The following is a 2,666-nucleotide window of genomic DNA, read 5'->3' as shown; positions in this document are numbered from 1 at the left end:
CGAGGCGGAGGCGCGGCTGGAGGCGCTGGGCTGCCCGAAGGTGATGCTGATGGTCCGCGCGGACAACGAGCCGGTGCTGGCGTACTACGACGCGATCGGATATCAGCGCGAGACGACACGGGTGACCGGCCGCCGCCTGATCCCCGACGTCTGAGCGCAAATAGACTGGACGGATGACCGAGATCGCCTTCACCAAGGGCCACGGCACGGGCAACGACTTCGTGATCGTCGCCGACCCCGACGGCGAGCTCGACCTCAGCGACGCGCAGATCGCCGCTCTGTGCGACCGCCGGTTCGGCATCGGTGCCGACGGCCTGCTTCGTGTCGTGCGCTCGGCGCACATCCCGGAGGGCGCCGCGTCGCTCGCCGAGGAGCCGGACGCCGAGTGGTTCATGGACTATCGCAATGCCGACGGTTCGAAGGCCGAGATGTGCGGCAACGGTGTGCGGGTCTTCGCGCACTACCTGCTCCAGGCGGGCCTTGCCGAGCTGCCCGCCGGCTCGACGCTGCCGATCGGCACGCGCGCCGGCGTGCGCGACGTGATGCGCAGCGACACCGGCTACCAGGTGGACCTCGGTCGCTGGCGCGCCGAACCGGGCGATCCGCTCGTGGCGGCCACGGGACTCAGCGTGACGCGTCCGGGCCTGGGCATCGATGTCGGTAATCCGCACGTCGTGGTGGCCCTCGCATCCGACGAGGAGCTGGACGGTCTCGACCTCGCGTCCCGGCCGGCGATCGAACCCGAGCCGCCGCACGGCGCGAACGTCGAGTTCGTGGTGCCGCGTGAGCCCCTCGTGAAGCACGGCGTCGGCCGCGTCCGGATGCGGGTGTTCGAGCGGGGCGTGGGCGAGACGCTCAGCTGCGGCACGGGCGTCGCGGCGACGGCGCTCGCCGTGCGCGACTGGGCGGGGCGCGGCGCGCCCGACCACTGGCGTGTCGACGTGCCCGGCGGCACGCTCGGCGTGCGGATGTTCCCCGCAGAGGACGGCGAGCACGTGGCGCTGTCCGGCCCCGCCGTGCTCGTCTACTCCGGCACCGTCACCCTGGTCTGAGCCATGGGGCCCACGCTGCGCGGCATTGTGCTGGCAGGCGGGCGGTCATCGCGCCTCGGCGGGCTCCACAAGCCCGCCATCATGATCGGCGGCGTCGCGATCGTGGCGCGCGCGATCGCCGCGCTGCGCGCCGTGGGCGCTCAAGTGCTCGTGGTCGGCGACCCCGCGGGTGTGCCGGACGGTGTGGCGGTGGTGCGCGAGGATCCGCCCTACGCCGGACCGCTCGCGGCCGTCGCCGCGGGCGTTGCCGGACTCGATCCGGAACCCGACGGCGTGATCCTGCTGCTCGGCGGCGACATGCCGTTCGTCACGCCCGACACGCTGCGCGCGCTCGCCGAGAACGCGCCCGCTGTCGCCACGGACGAGGACGAGCGTGCGCAGCCGCTCTGCGCCGCATGGCCCGAGGGCCTGCTGCGCGAGAGGCTGGCCGCGCTGGGCGACCCGACGAACCGCCCCCTGCGGATCCTGTACGCCGAGGCCAGCCCGCATCGCGTGTCGATCGCTGCCCGCGAGGCCATGGATGTCGACACTCCCGACCTGCTGCGGGCGGCGCTGGCCGACCCCGGAGCGGGGGAGTGAGCGTCAGACCTCAGGGAGCTGCAGCGGCTCGGTGGGCGGCGAGCCATGGCGGCGCACCTTGAGCACGCGATACCCCTTGCCGGTCGCCGTGCGATAGACGCTGAAGCCGTCCGCGAACGACGATGCCAGCCAGCGCTGCAGCGAATCCGAGCCGAGGTCGCGCTTGACGACCAGATGCGCGTCGCTGCGCTCGGCCAGGCGCGGGATCCAGGTCTCCAGCAGCTCATGCAGCACCGACTTGCCGACCCTGATCGGTGGGTTCGAGCGGATCGCACGGAACGTCACCTGCTCGGGAACATCGTCGGGCAGCACGGCGTTGACATTGTCGAGGCCCAGCGACGCGGCATTGCGTCGCACCAGGTCCAAGGCGCGCTCGTTGACGTCGACGGCCCACACGCGTGCGCGAGGGGACATCATCGCCAAGGAGAGCGCGATGGGGCCCCAGCCGCAGCCGAGGTCGAGGAAGTCGCCGCCGGAGGGCGGTTCGGGCGTATTCGCGAGCAGTACCGAGGTTCCCACGTCGAGGCGCTCGGGGCTGAACACCCCCGCCGCCGTCGTGAGCTCCACGGGGCGCCCGGCAAGGGTGAGCCGGATGCGTCGGAGGTTCTCGGGACTGGTGGGACTCGCGGAGAAGTAGTGGTCCACCATAGGGGGCCAGCGTAGCGGAGGAGCCGCCGTCCCTGCGAGGCGGTCCGGCGGCGGACGCGCCCCGACCGGCGGCCCCGTAGCCAGCCGACACGCGGAAGAATATGCTGAGGAACTCGATGCGCGCGGAGCACCCGCGGCAGCGTCGGAACGAAAGGTTTGAATGACTGACACCACCACCCCCGATCCCACTTCTCTGGGCGGCGTCGACGACGATCGCGGCCGCGAGGCGGGAGCGAACGACCTGGTGGATCGCGTGCTCTCGCGCGCCGAGTCGCGCACCGGAGCACGGGTCTTCGGTGCGGCGCAGGCGCTGCAGGACGTGGCGACCACGGGTGAGGGCTCGACGGACGGCGAGCAGTGGGATCGCGAGGAGCGCGCGGCGCTGCG

3 protein-coding genes and 1 pseudogene are annotated in these 2,666 nt (G+C 72.4%); 3 read left to right on the top strand and 1 reads right to left on the bottom strand.

Features of this window, described 5'->3' with window-relative positions:
- Window positions 1–173: 173 nt before the first annotated feature.
- Both dapF and RIF89_RS13695 read left to right on the top strand, forming a co-directional pair.
- A complete protein-coding gene (dapF, locus tag RIF89_RS13700; RefSeq protein WP_309069641.1) occupies window positions 174–1,052 on the top strand; it encodes a diaminopimelate epimerase in 879 nt (292 codons plus the stop codon).
- 3 nt (window positions 1,053–1,055) lie between these two features.
- Window positions 1,056–1,631, top strand: a complete 576-nt coding sequence (locus RIF89_RS13695) for an NTP transferase domain-containing protein (protein ID WP_309069640.1) — start codon at window positions 1,056–1,058, stop codon at window positions 1,629–1,631.
- Between the two features lie 3 nt (window positions 1,632–1,634).
- Here the strand turns inward: RIF89_RS13695 and RIF89_RS13690 are convergent, their stop codons facing one another.
- Complete coding sequence (locus RIF89_RS13690; protein ID WP_309069639.1) at window positions 1,635–2,279, bottom strand: methyltransferase; 645 nt, start codon at window positions 2,277–2,279, stop codon at window positions 1,635–1,637.
- A 160-nt stretch (window positions 2,280–2,439) separates the two neighbouring features.
- Here RIF89_RS13690 and RIF89_RS13685 point away from each other — a divergent pair.
- A pseudogene (locus RIF89_RS13685) lies at window positions 2,440–2,666 on the top strand (hypothetical protein); the annotation flags it as partial.

The sequence above is a fragment of the Microbacterium sp. genome, from assembly GCF_031178525.1.
Lineage (GTDB): Bacteria > Actinomycetota > Actinomycetes > Actinomycetales > Microbacteriaceae > Microbacterium.
This window is presented reverse-complemented; position numbering and strand designations above follow the sequence as displayed.

Excerpts from the sequence above, each read along its gene's own strand:
- dapF (WP_309069641.1), top strand. The coding sequence starts at position 174 with ATGACCGAGATCGCCTTCACCAAGGGCCACGGCACGGGCAACGACTTC.
- RIF89_RS13695 (WP_309069640.1), top strand. The coding sequence starts at position 1,056 with ATGGGGCCCACGCTGCGCGGCATTGTGCTGGCAGGCGGGCGGTCATCG.
- RIF89_RS13690 (WP_309069639.1), bottom strand. The coding sequence starts at position 2,279 with ATGGTGGACCACTACTTCTCCGCGAGTCCCACCAGTCCCGAGAACCTC.